Origin of the sequence: Paenibacillus jiangxiensis, assembly GCF_046098255.1 — a bacterium.
GTDB lineage: Bacteria > Bacillota > Bacilli > Paenibacillales > Paenibacillaceae > Paenibacillus > Paenibacillus jiagnxiensis.
Genome location: NZ_JBJURI010000001.1, coordinates 200,350 through 213,741 on the forward strand (window position 1 = coordinate 200,350; position 13,392 = coordinate 213,741).

Sequence of the window (13,392 nt, forward strand, 5' to 3'; positions counted from 1 at the left end):
CAAAAATAACACAATCCCGGATGGTTTCCGGAATTGTGTTATTGAACATTTTTCATATCAAATCATGTTACTTCATATCTGTCAAATACTCATTTAACTTCCGATAAATTCCTACAATTTCCCCCATTGGCATGCGGACAAGTCCGCTGGAGGAGGGAGCCACAAATTCATGTGTGAACGGAAGCTGCGGGTCAGGCTGAAAGCCCCAATCCGCCTGTTTTTTTCGGCTGTACTCCGTATATACTCCCTTGCCTACAAAACACGCCACCCGCGGGCGGTATATCTCCAGTTTCTCACGCAAAATACGCCTGCCTTCCGCATACTCTTCGCGGGCAATATCCTCTATGCCTCTTGTCGGCCTGGCCACAATATTCGTGAACCCGTAGCCCAACTGCAGCAGCTCCCCGTCCTCTGAAGCCTGATACAGCCGCGGTGTCAGGGCCGACTGATGCAGAATGCGCCAGAAGTTGTTGCGCGGGTTGGCATAATGATGTCCCGTTTCCCCCGAGCGCAGACTCGGATTGAAGCCGATAAAAACGACCGACAGGCCATGCTCCAAATGATCAGGAATTCCGTTCATACGATATCAAGCGGCATTTTGCGCTTCGGCGCAGGGAACACATCATCGATCTGCCGCAGTTCCTCCTCTGTCAGCACAATCCGTGCAGCTTCGGCATTCTCCCGGATATGCGTCTCTTGAACAGCCTTGGGGATAGCGATCACATGCCCGCCGCGAATAACCCAGGCCAGGGCAATTTGCGCAGGACTCGCGTCATGATGTTCGGCAATCTGGCGGATGACCGGATGATGCAGCAGTTCCTTTCGCAGCCTCCCGCCTTGGGCGATGGGGCAGTAAGCCATAATAGGAACATGGCGCTCCCTGCACCAGGGCAGCAGATCATACTCGATGCCGCGGGATGCCGCATGGTACAGCACCTGATTGACTGCGCATTCCGTACCTCCCGGAAGCCGCCACAGCTCCTCCATGTCGGCCGTATCCAGATTGGAAACGCCCCAGCGCCTGATTTTCCCTTCCCTGCGCAGCTTCTCCATGCCCCGAACGGTTTCTTCAAGTGGAATGCTGCCGCGCCAGTGCAGCAGATACAGATCGGCATAGTCCGTGCCGAGGCGCTTCAGACTGGACTCACAGGCAGCCGCCAGCCCTTTACCGTCCGCATGATGCGGATAAGCCTTGGTCACGATAAATACGCGATCCCGCTTCCCTTTTATCGCTTCCCCGACGATTTTCTCAGCATCTCCGTTCGCATACATTTCCGCTGTGTCGATTAAGGTCATGCCGAGATCAATGCCTGTCTGCAGCGCCTTGATCTCAGCATCCCGTGCCAAGGCGTTCTCCCCCATGTTCCAGGTTCCCTGGCCGATAACGGGCACATCTGTGCCATCAGGCAGCTTCACACTTTTATGTTGTTGACCGCTCATTATGTCCCCTCCTTGGATAATTTCTTCTTCATGCTTCTACATTTATTATGGCAAAAAAACAGGAGGATGAGGCCTGCTCTCCGTCCTCTTACATATTACCCGCCAGATAACCAACGTTACAGTAAAAGGCCCCGGAACATATCCGGAGCCTTGCCAGCAGCACCTACTGCGGTGCCGCCACAATCAGAAAGCGCTGCTGTGTCGTTTCCCAGAAGCCGCAGGTTTTGATGTCTTCATGTATGCCATACAGCGCCTCCATATGTTCCTCAATCCTGAATCCTGTAGCCTGCCACTCTATGGCCTTCAAGTAATATACCAGCGCACCGATATCATAAAAACGCTGCATCGGCGCTTGTTCTCGCTTCTCAATTATCTTAAAGCCGTTCTCCTCCAGCTCCTTGACGGCATAGTCCAAATTCCAATGCTGGAACTCATCGTTCAAAGGAACTCCAAGCCTTTCATTAATTTCCCGGCAGTCAGTCCCGCCAACCTGCTGTGTCAGGAAAATGCCCGAGTCCCGCAAAATCCGCCGCACCTCACGTACGGAATAAGATTCATGCCTGTTGATGACAAGATCGAACCGTCCATCCTCAAAAGGCAGCTCATCATCTGTAAATACCTGCTCCACCTGAATGCCCAGCGCCTCAAGACGCGCTCTGGCAATCGGAACGTTCGGTGCATAAGCCTCCGTTGCGCACGTATCCTGCGGGAAAGGCCCCAGCATGGACAGCAGCTCTCCGCCCCCCGTCCCCATATCCAGCACGGCACCCGCCTTGTTCATGTACGAAAGCGCAAGGCTTCCGTAGGACCAATCCAGCGGTTCCTCCTGCATTCTGCCTGCTTTTTCAACATAGGAGAAGTCCCATCCGCTGAATTGTCTGTTCATATGCTCCAGATAAAATAAAAATTCCGCATCGTAGTTCAACTGCATTCAGACCTCCTGTGTATCTGTGTCAACAATTCATGACTCAAGTCACGAGCTTGTCTCTGCCTACTTCGTAGAACAGTGCTTGCGCTTCGCACAAGCCTTTTAGACTTATTCCTAACCGGTAGTGCGAACGCACCTTATCGTGCTCCTACCTTAGCGTGTTGGAACATCAGGACGGTTGACCTCGCCCCTACAACAAGAGCTATACTCCTGTTGTACCTGTACCGATGTACTCGATTCCTTTGCGGTACAGATTCATAGCGCCAATTCGGTCATCGTTCGAGCGATAGTGACAGGCTCGGCATTCAAAGCTATGCGTTTTTTTGTTTCGATTGGCTCGTTCAACATGTCCGCATTTCGGGCAGGTCTGGGACGTATACTTGGGATCTGCTGCGATGACACCCTGTCCATTCAGTTGAGCCTTGTACTCCAACATTTCACGGAACTGGTGAAATGCCCAGGATACCGACACATACCGATCGCGAACACGTACTTTTTCAGTGGCGGAACGAACATGCTTTAAATTTTCGATCACAAACAGCGTGCCTTTCGGATACGTTTCAATGAGTGCCTTCGTTACTTGATGGTTAACATCCGTAACATAACGGTTTTCTCTTGAACCGATCTGCTTGAGTCGTTTACGAGCCGATGGGGTTTGTCTCATCTGAAGTTGTTTGCGTAAGGCTTTATACTGGCCCCGTTTGTGTTTCATCGTTCGACCAGGATAAAACGTTGTCTGGCTTTGACTGTCGTATGTAGTGGCAAGAAAGTTGATTCCCAGGTCAATTCCTAACATGTGATTGACCTTTGTAAGATCCAATTCAGAGGACTCTTTGGTCGTGGGAATATGCAAGAACCATTTCCTGTGTTTATACACGAGTTTGGCCGTACCCCACTTCCAAGTGCCATCAAAGAAGTGCTGCATTCCTTTTCTTTTGTAGCGGAGCTTCACTCGCCCGTCCAGTGTGTTTACGCTAAACCGATCATGGTTCAAAGAATAATCCCGATTCCATACCAGATCATATTCAGGTCGTTTGAATTGGACCAGGCTCCAATCGTGTCCGTTGGATCGGGCAGAGGTATAGCGAGCGATAACGGTTCTGATCACCGATTGCGCCATTTGGCTTTTCAAACCAAAACGACTTCGCAGCTCTCGATAATACAAGTCATGGAGTGCACGCTGACGTAATTCTTTGGTTTGAAAGACCATTGCAGAAAGATAGTTACATGCTTCATGGTAGGCATGGATGGTCTTGGTGAGCATTTCTGTATGCTCATGCGGGACATCGATTTGGATTTTTGCTGTAATGGTGGGTATCGGATTCACCTCTTTTCACTGTATTCAATATAGCACAATATGTTAAATTCTCATGACGAAAGGAGGAAGCATGGACCTTTCGGCTTTCGAGCTACCAAGGGTAGCCCTTATGCCGAGCGCAATTCCTCACACGGCTAAAGTCGAGTGTGTCCATGCTCGGTTATGAATCCCAAAAATACAGGGGATGTCCATATTATACCAGAACCTATTTTTCTCTATCTAGTTTCCAGATCTGCACTCAGCAGTTCCTCCAGCTCAGGCGTTATATCTTTGCTGTAAAGAACGCTGTACATCTCATCGACTCCCACCGTGGTCCGGATCAGGTAAGTCGTATCTTCTTTACTATAGTCAAAGTTGCTGTGATGCTCAAGCACCTGTTTTTTAAGCTTGGCATCCTTAACTTTATACCCTCCGTTCGTTTCCTCCAGATGCGTGAATACCTCCCCCAAACTGCTAAATCCGTTCAAAGCATCAAGCAGACTGTAGTCTTTCGTATTAACCATCTCCATGCCGACATTCCCGGGATCTACCTTAATGCGTTTGGCATAACCTGTTCGATTCATCCACGCCTGCACATGCGTAAATGTGGGGTTGGCTGGGTAGGACTTGAATCGATACTCATTATGGAGGGAGCCCGGAACCTTCCAATATATCCTGATTTCCGCCTCCGGTATACGATTTGCGGTCATTTCCTCATAGCTCAGCCGATCCATATCCTGCAGCAAAGCCTGCTCAAGCTCCCTCATTTCTGCCGGATCGTGAATTGTAACTCTCCGACTCGCAGAGATTCCGCTGGAAATCTCGGCGTACGAGGCCGTACCGTTCAATTTATACAGCCAGTAGCTGCTTCTTTTGTAATCGTCAAATTCCATCACGTTCTTCAGCTCATCTCTGAACTGTTCATCAGGAATCTGATACCCACGGTATATCGTGCCCCCTTCTTTCAACCGGTAAGCGATGGATACATTCCGATAGGTTTGGGGACGGTCCGCGTCCGAGATTTCGGGTGGCCGCACATTCACAACCTCACGCTGGAGGCTGAGCACCGCGGAGATATAATCCGGATTGCGGGAGTAGGAGTTCTCCTTCTCCGTATTGGACCAGTCAAAATAGTCTCCCATGTAGACGGCTTCCACAGAATATGCCGCCGGAATCCGGGTTTCGTAACCCGTGACGTCGGATACCGATCCATACAGCAGCAGACCGATTCCCGCCCCATAGGCGACCAGCTCAAATGCCGCCTTTTTTGACCATATCTGCCAGCCTTTCCGGATGATCATTTCGCTGATCATAAAACCCACCACCGCTCCGAGCACATAGCCTGCCATCGTCCAGCCTGTTTTCCCGTCGGACTGACTGTGAAAATAGATGCCCCCCAACAGTATCAGACAGAGAATAACGACCGCTTTGAACAATGGCTGAAAAAAGACATAAGCCACGGCCTGGCCTGCGGATTCAATATGACGTTTCTTGTACAGCGGATAAGACAGCACAAGGAACAGCACAGCAAGTGCCGTATAAACGAACAATTCCAGGCCGCTAAAGGTCAGTTCCGAAATAGCGATCATACGGTACAGCGGTGAAAAGACTTCAAAAGTATGGCCTATGCGCCCCGGTTCCGGATATCCGTACAGATAACGCTCAAAATGAGCAGCAAGGAGCCCTCTCAGCACCATGGGCAGGAAAAGGAGTGCGTAAACCGCCACCGCCTGAAAGATGGACTGCCCCGTACACATGCCGACAAGCAGGCTAAAGCTGTACAGGAATAATGTGATGACTGTAACCGTAACTGCCCAGGACAAAACATCGGACAGTGTGAACACATAGTCCAGGTCATGCCTGCCGGACAGCAAAGCAGTGATAGCCGCCGTAAGCCAGACCGGAACGATCAGCAGCAGCAGGCCGCTTGTTATATGAGCGGTCAACAGATGCTCCCTGCGCAGCGGAAGACTGTGGTACAAATCGGCCGCGGGCCTGCTCTGTATGTATCTTGTAATGAAGACGCCGGCAATGACCGGAAGGCTTAGGACAAATATCATCTGTTCATCGCCATGATACTCAAACAGGTCCCTTAAACGGATTGCCTCCATGTACGGCGTTCCCAATATCAGCTTCAGCGGAAGTGTGAACATCAGCCCGGCCAGATACAGGATGCCGATCCATCCGTGCTGCCGTAAATTTTGACGGATCACACCGCCGTTAAAGAAGAATCGGCTTGATGTCATATCCGGCGTCCCCCATTTCATAAATAAAGATTTCTTCCAAGGTGAGCGGAAGCACGTCAAACACATAAGGGGCAAAGGCTTCCACCATACGGCTGATCCCTTCGCGCTCTCCCCGTACAATATACAGAACAACGCTGCCCCTCGTTTCCTTATGTAAAAAATCCACCTGTTCCTCCAGGGCCTGTTCATGGGCCTGCTCACGGAAGGCGATCTGAATTTTATGGGTGTCCTCCTTCAGATCATCCACTTCCTTCTCCAGCACCAGCCGTCCCTTGTGCATAATGGCAACATGGTCACATAAGTCCTCAATTTCACGCAGGTTATGGGATGAAATAATCACTGTCATCCCGCGTTCAGCCGTATCCTGGAACAGCAGATTTTTTATATGCCTGCGCATGACCGGATCAAGACCGTCGATCGGCTCATCCAGCACCAGCAGATCCGGCATGCAGCTCAATGCCAGCCAGAAGGCTGCCTGTCTGCGCATCCCCTTCGAAAAACGGCTCAGCTTGCGCTTCGTATCCAGATTGAACACCTTACCAAGCATGGCATAGCGCTCCTCGCTCCACCTCGGATACACCGACCTGTAAAAACGAGCCATCTGTTCAATGGAGGATTGCGGAAAAAAGTAGGGGCTATCCGGTAAAAAGAAAATGCGCTGCTTGACTTTGGGATTTTCAAAGACTACCTCTCCCTCGACAGCAACCCCGCCCTCATCTGGCCTGTAGATCCCGGCAATCATTTTCAGCAAAGTGGTTTTGCCTGCCCCGTTGGAGCCAAGCAAACCAAAGATGGAGCCTTTACGCACCAGCAGCGTAAGCCTGTCAACCGCCGCTTCCCCTTGAAAACGTTTCGTTACCTCTCCCAGTTCAATCACGGGATATCCCCCTTTCCTGCTGCTTCACAGCATCATGATACAAATCGTCGATTTCCTGCTTCGTCCATCCCAGAAATACCGCTTCCGTCATTAACCGCAGCAGCTCCGTCCGCAGCTTCTCCCTGCTTGCTTCCTTGGGGTGATGCTCGGGCGGTGCCACAAAGCTGCCCTTTCCCTGAACGGAATAGATATAACCCTGGCGCTCCAGCTCCCGGTAGGCTTTCTGTATTGTGTTGGGATTCACCGTAAGCTGGGATGATAATGTCCGCACGGATGGCAGCTGTTCATCCGCCTGCAGGGCGCCGAACACGATCATATCCCGGATCTTATCCTGCAGCTGTTCGTAAATAGGCTTGCGGCTCCGCACATCCAATTCGAACATACTTCTCCTCCCTTCTCTTCACGCACTTATGTACTTGGCCTGCGGTTACTCATGCTAAAAAGGTGTATCAACTGTATTACTATTAATAATACAGTTGATACACCTTTGTCAACAGAAAAAAGCCGCCGCTCTCTGCTGCAAATCAACAAATAGCGACGGCTCCACTATGATCCTACCGGATTCTATATCATTTACAGGATGCGGCCCAGAAAATGCTGCAGAAAACGTTCCGCATCAACTTCAAGACACACATCAATGGTCTTGCCCGCACGGGCGGCCCCGGCGGCAACCTCGGCAGCGGGCACTTCATAGGTCCGGCCGACAGTAGGTGAATCCCCTGTATCTACAGCGATATGCATCGGTTTTGTTGTGACAAAACCCGGATCGATCGCCACACCTACAGCGAGCGGATCATGCAGCGCACAGCCTGCGATGCCTGGCTTGAAATTTTTATAAGCCTGCATATAAAAATCGGTCATGTTAGCCATAAATTCCGCAAGCTCACCCTGACCGCGCCAAGCGTCAACATCGGACTGCGGAAGCAGCGTCTGCATCGTCACATCAAGGCCGACAAGCGTCAGATTAAAGCCCGCGGTTAGGACTTTTTCCGCCGCTTCAGGATCGGCATATATATTCGCTTCGGCCATCGGCTTCACATTGCCCGGCACGGTGACCGCACCGCCCATAATGATCAAACGGTCAAGCAGCTCAGGCAGCTCGGGGCAGCGATCCAGCGCAAGCGCAAGGTTCGTCAGCGGTCCCACAGCAATCATTGTCAGCTCCCGTGGATGCTTGCGCGCCTGCTGAATGATAAAATCAGCCGCATGCCCTTCAGCAGCCGAGCGCAGCGGACTTTCGCCGAGACAGCCTCCAATGCCGTCCTCGCCATGAATATGTCTCGAGTAGGGTTTGAACAGCTCTCTGGCGTAAGGCTTGTCCGCTCCCTGGTACACCGGCACCTCTTTATTCAGCTTTTCCAGCAGCACCAGCGAATTGCGGGTCGCCTCCGGCACCGAAATATTCCCGAACGTTGTCGTGATTCCAAGCAGTTCCAGCTCGGGCGAATGCACCGCATAACCAATGGCCAGAGCGTCATCAATGCCTGTGTCCACATCCAGTATGATTCGTTTCGTCATTCTAGTCCTCCATCAGCAGTTGTCCAACTGATTATACACCAATTCGGACCGTGGACAACGGTATTCCATCGAAGCTACCTGCCGGCATCCGTCGTTCCGGTAAACCGGCCCAGAAATGCGCGCGTACGATCCAACTGCGGATTCCCGAATAATTGTGCAGGAGTGCCCGCCTCGGCAATCTCCCCCTGATCCATGAAGAATACCCTGTCGGACACGTCTCTGGCAAAGCTCATTTCATGTGTGACAACGATCATCGTCATCCGTTCTTCCGCCAGCTGCCTGATCACCTGCAGCACCTCGCCTGTCAGCTCCGGATCAAGCGCGGAGGTCGGCTCGTCGAATAGTAGAATATCCGGCTTCAGCATGAGCGCTCTGGCGATGGCCACACGCTGCTTTTGCCCGCCCGACAGTCTGGAGGGGAAGGCATCCGCCTTATCGGCAAGCCCGACCTTGGCAAGCAGCATATCGCTTCGGCGGCGGATTTCCTGTACAGCCTCCAGCTTTTGCGCACGTGGAGCAAGCTCCAGATTGTCGCGAACCGTCAGATGGGGGAACAGATTGAACTGCTGAAAGACCATCCCCATCCGGGAGGTAATGGCCTTGATCCGGGCTGCGCCGGCATACCTTCCTTCGGAAACGAGCGCTTCACCGTTGATGCTGATGCTGCCCCCTGTGATATCCTCCAGATGAATCAAGCTGCGCAGCATGGTGCTCTTGCCCGAGCCGGAAGGGCCGATGACGGCAATGGTCTCCCCCTGCCTAACAGTAAAGCTTACATCCTTCAATACCTGCAGCGTGCCGAAGGATTTTTGCAAATGGGTTACTTCTATCATCGAATTCATGTCACGACAGTCCTTTTATTCGAATTTGAATCTTCTTTCCAGCGCCCTGAACAAGAGCGTAAGCAGCAGCGTCATCAATAAATAAATCACACCTGCCGCAAAAAACGGAGTAATGGTAAAATCACGGTTCACCGCGGCTTGTGCATAATACAGCAGTTCAGGAACGGCCACAGCATAGAGCAGCGCCGTATCCTTAACCAGCGTGATCGATTCATTGGCCAGCGCCGGCAGTGTAACCCTGATCATCTGGGGGATAAGCACTTTGGTCATCGTTTGCAGCCGGCTTAATCCAAGCACTTGCGCAGCTTCATATTGGCCCTTATCGATAGAGAGCAGTCCACCTCTGAAAATTTCCGCATAATAAGCAGCGTAGTTCAGCACAAAGGCGAGGCATGCGGCCACAAAGCGGTCCAGCACAAGATATTCGCCAACCACGGGAAGCTGCGGCAGCCCGAAGCAGAAGAACAGCACCTGCAGCAGCAGCGGCGTCCCTCTCATGACATAGATAAAAGAATGCGCCGCCCCCGACAGCAGTTTGAGACGGCTGTTAGCCATTAAAGTGACAAGAAAGCCCAGCGGTATGGACAACACGACAACGATCAGGAAGGTGTATACCGTCGTCCAGGCGCCCTCCAGCAGCGGTTGTATAATTCTCAAAATATAATCGGTTTCCATTGTATCTATTCGACTCCCTTAGCGACCGGCACCCTGTATTTCAGGGCTCCAAGTAAAGAAAACCGGAATGTACTTCTCCGGTTTTCCAGCGAATTTTTCTAACAAGCAGCTGTACAAAAGTTATCCTTCTTACTTCAACACCTTATCTTCTCCAAACCATTTCTCGGACAGCTTCGCGGCCGTTCCGTCCGCATTCAGCTCGTCCATGGCCGTCTGCATCTGCTTGAGCAGCTCTTCATTTCCTTTCTTGACCCCGACCCCATATTCTTCAGGTGCCAGCGTGCCGTCCAGAATTTTGAAGACGCCCTGTTCCTTTGCCATATAATATTTGGCCACAACCTCATCAATAATGACGGCATCCAAACGGCCTGTCTTGAGATCCGTCAGTGCAAGCACGTTATCCTTGAATTCCGCTACAGATTTGACCTGATCCTTGAGCGGGCTGGCATTCAGCGCGTCCGCAGCAGAGGACAGGGATTGAAGACCGACGGCTTTGCCGTTCAAATCCTCCAGCTTGGCCAGCGGCGAATCGGCAAGAACGACAACCACCTGGCTGTTGGAAAGGTACGGCTTCGTGAAAAGCACCTTCTCCTTGCGCTCATCTGTAATGGTGTAACCGTTCCAGATCAAATCAATCCGTCCGCTGTTCAGCTCCGATTCCTTGGAAGACCAGTCGATTGGCTGAAACTGAACCTCTTTGCCCATTTTTTCAGCGGCCGCTCTGGCGTAATCGATATCAAAGCCAACGATGTCATTGTTTTCATCTCTGAAGCCCATGGGGGCGAATTTGTCATCAATCCCCACCACCAGGGTATTCCCATCCTTACCGCCTGTGCCCGAGCACCCGGCCAGGACCAGCAGAACCGCCCCTATAATGACTAGAAGTGCTGTTTTTCTCATGTATAATCCCCTCCGTATTTATCCCCGGAGTGCAAAAGCACCCGTTGATGCAGGCAGTCGCTTTAGTCCGCTACCACGTTATCAGACTATTATATTAACATGATAGGATAGATTCGTCGAGGGGAAGCCTCTGGTTAACAAACAATAAGCTCCCAATCGGCTTGAATGGAAATCCTCATTTGCCGATTGGGAGCTTTCTTATTTGAACTCGTCATTCCACTTATATTACAGCTGGCTCAATGATATGCATTTTATTTCTTTGATAATTTCGAGTCGTTGATCATTCGTTATAAACAAATCCGCATTGGCTACAAGCCCCGTGGCGACGATCAATGCATCTGGTGTTTTAATATTGTATTTTCCTCGAAGATAGGCAGCTCGCTCGGCGACCATGTTATCGATCGGTAAGATGGTGAGGTTGGGGAAGTGGAAAAAAAGCAATTTGTATTGCTTTTCCAGAGTCAGATTTCCTTCACGTATTGGTTTAACTAAAATCTCGGTGAGAGAGACAGAGGAAGCCACTGCGGCAACAAATCCATCTTCTATCTGCTCCAAAATCGCTTTAGCTTTCTCACCAAATTCAGGATGTTGCTCAAAAACATAAATGAATAAGTCAATATCTAACGCAATTTTCTTATTACCATGGAGAGTAATCGCTGTTACCATTCAGTACGCTCCTTGCGAATGTAGCCATCCATGACGAGAGGAATAAAAATAAAATAGTCTGAACTCCTTTTTCCAGGGAATTCAGACTATTTTATGACCCGGGTCATTGTCCACGTTCAGGTAGCTCCTGAGCCGAACAATGGCTGTTCCTGTTTTCCGGACGCAAAGGCAAGCAGCGCTTCGCCCAAAAACCAGTCCGTGAACTCCGTTCTCCACCCGGCTTTAATTTGCAGGAACAGATCGGAGCATGCCTCATGATATGCTTGAATCATCGTTTCCTTGAGGCTTTCACCATTCCCGGCCTGCAGCCGCAGCTCCTTCACACCTTCCATATATCGGGCCCACTGCTTATCCAGCAAACTTATATATTTATGGCTCCAGCTCAGGAGATGTTTGCTCATCGCCGGACGCTTCAGCAGACTTTGCCATATATCCGCCCATGCCTGCTGAAGCTCCTCATCGACCAAAGTATTCCCCTGCAGCAGCGGATGGCCTTCTTCCAGCGTGCCCTGCCCGATGGTGAACAGCCAACCCCGCATTTTCTCCCGATATGCAGTATCCGTTTCCGTGATCGTTGCAGACACGTGGGTATTCATTACATGCTTGATATTGGCCTTCTCCCACATTTGGTCACGCCGCTCATACACGAGCTGCCGGTGGGTATGCACAATCCGTTCCATTTCCATAACATATAGCCATTCTTCTTCCAGGCGTGCTCCATCAGGCTGCAATATCAGCATGCGGCGTTCTTCGGCTGTCCTCGGCTGTCTGACTATTTCCCGGCTGAACACTTCTTCTCCGCGGGAATCCCTTTTCACCAAACATTTCAAACCCGCCGTTCTCAGGCTTTCCGCAGAACCGGACGCCGGCTGCCCATCCGTTCCACTGGCTTTGAAGGAAGCCTTCTCCCGGCGATATCTGATGACTTCCTCCGCCACAGACCTTTTTCTCAAATCTGAAGCAGGCAAAATAACCGTGTCCAGACCATACGCTTGCCGTAAAAGGACATCTTCCCCAGCAGCCCGGTCTGTCATCCCTGCGATGCTCTCGTACTGCTGCATGTAATGGTGCACCGATATTTCCGCATTTGCGCCTGCAGCTGTCTGCCCTGCTGCTACGCCCTGTTCCGAAAGAGTGATCGGGGTTAAAAGATGATGAATCAGCACTTGCTCGGCGTTGTCGATGACCGTGCAGGCATTGAACGTCTGCATACGCTCACCCGCATTCATGGTCAGATGATCGTGCAAATAGTCCGCTGCAAACTCCCTGAAATCACCGAAGGTAATATCCGTGAGATAAGCCTGCTGCTTCTGTTCAGTCGAGGCGCCTACAAGATTGCAGCCCGCAGTGAGGCCAAGCAAGGTGTATACCGGATATAATACATTATAATCCCTCCAGGAGGACTGATTGTCCGTTGACATCATATGCACCCCGCGTCCCTGCAGGGCACGCCATGCACATGTCAGGACCGAGGCGAGCAGTCTTTCTTCGCTGGATGCCATTTGAATAACTTTCCCCTCGGACATCCACCAGCCTGCCGTCATCTGAAGCTCATGCAGTTCAAGTCCCGTTACCCGTTTGACCGCTTCCTTCGCTGCCGCAAATACCCTGTATTTTTGCTGATGGCTGCCTGGCCCTGCCCCTATGCTTCGTCCGGCGAAATTCATTTGTTTTTTCAATTCACCGTCTTTTACAAATCTGAGCTGCCGATGCAATGAAGTGATCTGGATCAGGTGATGATCTATGGAATCCGGATGACTTTCGGCTGTCTGCTGCCTCCGTTCACTCATCTCAATCATTCCTTTGGATGTAATAATGTCTTTTTTACATCCCAAAGTAACATGAAGTTCTGAACGGATTCTGAACAAATCGTTAGAAACTGAAATACTCAAAAACAGAGGACAGCAGCAATTCTTTGTTAAGCGAATAAGCGCAGCAAACAAGGCCGTGCAAAAATTTGACGGCCTGAAAATTCATACACCCGGCTAAATTCAAGATTCGAT

13 protein-coding genes are annotated in these 13,392 nt (G+C 50.9%); all 13 read right to left on the reverse strand.

What is annotated here, in order from left to right; all coding sequences use genetic code 11:
• Window positions 1–67: 67 nt before the first annotated feature.
• Window positions 68–580: a mismatch-specific DNA-glycosylase gene (locus ACI1P2_RS00935; RefSeq protein WP_355315985.1), complete on the reverse strand. Its 513-nt coding sequence runs from the start codon at window positions 578–580 to the stop codon at window positions 68–70.
• Complete coding sequence (locus tag ACI1P2_RS00940) at window positions 577–1,440, reverse strand: aldo/keto reductase (protein WP_355315987.1); 864 nt, start codon at window positions 1,438–1,440, stop codon at window positions 577–579. The genes ACI1P2_RS00935 and ACI1P2_RS00940 overlap by 4 nt, the downstream gene beginning before the upstream one ends.
• Before the next feature lie 163 nt (window positions 1,441–1,603).
• The gene (locus ACI1P2_RS00945) at window positions 1,604–2,371 is read right to left on the reverse strand and encodes a class I SAM-dependent methyltransferase (RefSeq protein ID WP_355315989.1); all 768 of its coding nucleotides are present in this window, start codon (window positions 2,369–2,371) and stop codon (window positions 1,604–1,606) included.
• A gap of 199 nt (window positions 2,372–2,570) precedes the next feature.
• Window positions 2,571–3,686 carry an RNA-guided endonuclease InsQ/TnpB family protein gene (locus ACI1P2_RS00950; RefSeq protein ID WP_355316293.1) on the reverse strand — a complete coding sequence of 372 codons (1,116 nt, stop codon included), beginning with the start codon at window positions 3,684–3,686 and terminating at the stop codon, window positions 2,571–2,573.
• A 215-nt stretch (window positions 3,687–3,901) separates the two neighbouring features.
• Entirely contained in the window at window positions 3,902–5,911 is a 2,010-nt protein-coding gene (locus tag ACI1P2_RS00955; protein ID WP_355315990.1) for an ABC-2 transporter permease, read from the reverse strand.
• Complete coding sequence (locus ACI1P2_RS00960; RefSeq protein ID WP_355315992.1) at window positions 5,886–6,788, reverse strand: ABC transporter ATP-binding protein; 903 nt, start codon at window positions 6,786–6,788, stop codon at window positions 5,886–5,888. Before ACI1P2_RS00960 ends, ACI1P2_RS00955 begins: the two co-directional genes overlap by 26 nt.
• Window positions 6,781–7,170: a GntR family transcriptional regulator gene (locus ACI1P2_RS00965; protein WP_355315994.1), complete on the reverse strand. Its 390-nt coding sequence runs from the start codon at window positions 7,168–7,170 to the stop codon at window positions 6,781–6,783. Before ACI1P2_RS00965 ends, ACI1P2_RS00960 begins: the two co-directional genes overlap by 8 nt.
• Window positions 7,171–7,361: 191 nt before the next feature.
• The gene (locus ACI1P2_RS00970) at window positions 7,362–8,306 is read right to left on the reverse strand and encodes a nucleoside hydrolase (protein WP_355315996.1); all 945 of its coding nucleotides are present in this window, start codon (window positions 8,304–8,306) and stop codon (window positions 7,362–7,364) included.
• A 74-nt stretch (window positions 8,307–8,380) separates the two neighbouring features.
• Window positions 8,381–9,148 (reverse strand): amino acid ABC transporter ATP-binding protein, encoded by a 768-nt coding sequence (locus tag ACI1P2_RS00975; RefSeq protein ID WP_355315997.1) that lies wholly within the window; start codon window positions 9,146–9,148, stop codon window positions 8,381–8,383.
• Between the two features lie 15 nt (window positions 9,149–9,163).
• Entirely contained in the window at window positions 9,164–9,823 is a 660-nt protein-coding gene (locus ACI1P2_RS00980; protein ID WP_355315999.1) for an amino acid ABC transporter permease, read from the reverse strand.
• Window positions 9,824–9,952: 129 nt separating this feature from the next.
• Window positions 9,953–10,723 (reverse strand): amino acid ABC transporter substrate-binding protein, encoded by a 771-nt coding sequence (locus tag ACI1P2_RS00985; RefSeq protein ID WP_355316001.1) that lies wholly within the window; start codon window positions 10,721–10,723, stop codon window positions 9,953–9,955.
• Window positions 10,724–10,948: 225 nt separating this feature from the next.
• Window positions 10,949–11,389, reverse strand: coding sequence for a type II toxin-antitoxin system VapC family toxin (locus ACI1P2_RS00990; RefSeq protein WP_355316003.1), 441 nt, complete (start codon window positions 11,387–11,389; stop codon window positions 10,949–10,951).
• A 116-nt stretch (window positions 11,390–11,505) separates the two neighbouring features.
• Entirely contained in the window at window positions 11,506–13,179 is a 1,674-nt protein-coding gene (locus ACI1P2_RS00995; protein ID WP_355316005.1) for a DEAD/DEAH box helicase family protein, read from the reverse strand.
• Window positions 13,180–13,392: the final 213 nt, after the last annotated feature.

Excerpts from the sequence above, each read along its gene's own strand:
- ACI1P2_RS00935 (WP_355315985.1), bottom strand. The coding sequence starts at position 580 with ATGAACGGAATTCCTGATCATTTGGAGCATGGCCTGTCGGTCGTTTTT.
- ACI1P2_RS00940 (WP_355315987.1), bottom strand. The coding sequence starts at position 1,440 with ATGAGCGGTCAACAACATAAAAGTGTGAAGCTGCCTGATGGCACAGAT.
- ACI1P2_RS00945 (WP_355315989.1), bottom strand. The coding sequence starts at position 2,371 with ATGCAGTTGAACTACGATGCGGAATTTTTATTTTATCTGGAGCATATG.
- ACI1P2_RS00955 (WP_355315990.1), bottom strand. The coding sequence starts at position 5,911 with ATGACATCAAGCCGATTCTTCTTTAACGGCGGTGTGATCCGTCAAAAT.
- ACI1P2_RS00965 (WP_355315994.1), bottom strand. The coding sequence starts at position 7,170 with ATGTTCGAATTGGATGTGCGGAGCCGCAAGCCTATTTACGAACAGCTG.
- ACI1P2_RS00970 (WP_355315996.1), bottom strand. The coding sequence starts at position 8,306 with ATGACGAAACGAATCATACTGGATGTGGACACAGGCATTGATGACGCT.
- ACI1P2_RS00975 (WP_355315997.1), bottom strand. The coding sequence starts at position 9,148 with ATGAATTCGATGATAGAAGTAACCCATTTGCAAAAATCCTTCGGCACG.
- ACI1P2_RS00980 (WP_355315999.1), bottom strand. The coding sequence starts at position 9,823 with ATGGAAACCGATTATATTTTGAGAATTATACAACCGCTGCTGGAGGGC.
- ACI1P2_RS00985 (WP_355316001.1), bottom strand. The coding sequence starts at position 10,723 with ATGAGAAAAACAGCACTTCTAGTCATTATAGGGGCGGTTCTGCTGGTC.
- ACI1P2_RS00990 (WP_355316003.1), bottom strand. The coding sequence starts at position 11,389 with ATGGTAACAGCGATTACTCTCCATGGTAATAAGAAAATTGCGTTAGAT.
- ACI1P2_RS00995 (WP_355316005.1), bottom strand. The coding sequence starts at position 13,179 with ATGAGTGAACGGAGGCAGCAGACAGCCGAAAGTCATCCGGATTCCATA.